2 tRNA genes and 2 rRNA genes are annotated in these 566 nt (G+C 50.0%); all 4 read left to right on the forward strand.

What is annotated here, in order from left to right:
- A 23S ribosomal RNA gene (locus AC1DCY_RS27360) occupies positions 1–125 on the forward strand; the annotation flags it as partial.
- Positions 126–192: 67 nt separating this feature from the next.
- Positions 193–308, forward strand: a 5S ribosomal RNA gene (gene rrf / locus AC1DCY_RS27365).
- 14 nt (positions 309–322) lie between these two features.
- Positions 323–398 (forward strand) — tRNA-Val (locus AC1DCY_RS27370).
- A 25-nt stretch (positions 399–423) separates the two neighbouring features.
- Positions 424–498, forward strand: a tRNA-Met gene (locus AC1DCY_RS27375).
- The last annotated feature ends 68 nt before the right edge of the window (positions 499–566 follow it).

Genomic DNA, 566 nt, shown 5'->3' on the forward strand with positions numbered 1-566 from the left:
AAGATGAGATTTCCCATTACGCAAGTAAGTAAGATCCCTCAAAGACGATGAGGTAGATAGGTTCGAGGTGGAAGTGTGGTGACACATGGAGCTGACGAATACTAATCGATCGAGGACTTAACCAAAAAAGTTTGAAACATTCAATGCACGTTTATCCAGTTTTGAGAGAATAAGTTCTTTCAACTGAATAAGTGAAGTGATGATGGCAAAGAGGTCACACCCGTTCCCATACCGAACACGGAAGTTAAGCTCTTTAGCGCCGATGGTAGTTGGGGGCTTCCCCCTGTGAGAGTAGGACGTCGCTTCGCTTATTTACCCATGTGGAGGATTAGCTCAGCTGGGAGAGCACCTGCCTTACAAGCAGGGGGTCGGCGGTTCGAGCCCGTCATCCTCCACCATTTTTAAAATAAATCACTCTATTATCGCGGGGTGGAGCAGTGGTAGCTCGTCGGGCTCATAACCCGAAGGTCGTTGGTTCAAATCCGGCCCCCGCAACCAAAATGGTCCCGTGGTGTAGCGGTTAACATGCCTGCCTGTCACGCAGGAGATCGCCGGTTCGATCCCGG

This window comes from Lysinibacillus sp. 10T31 (assembly GCF_056394365.1).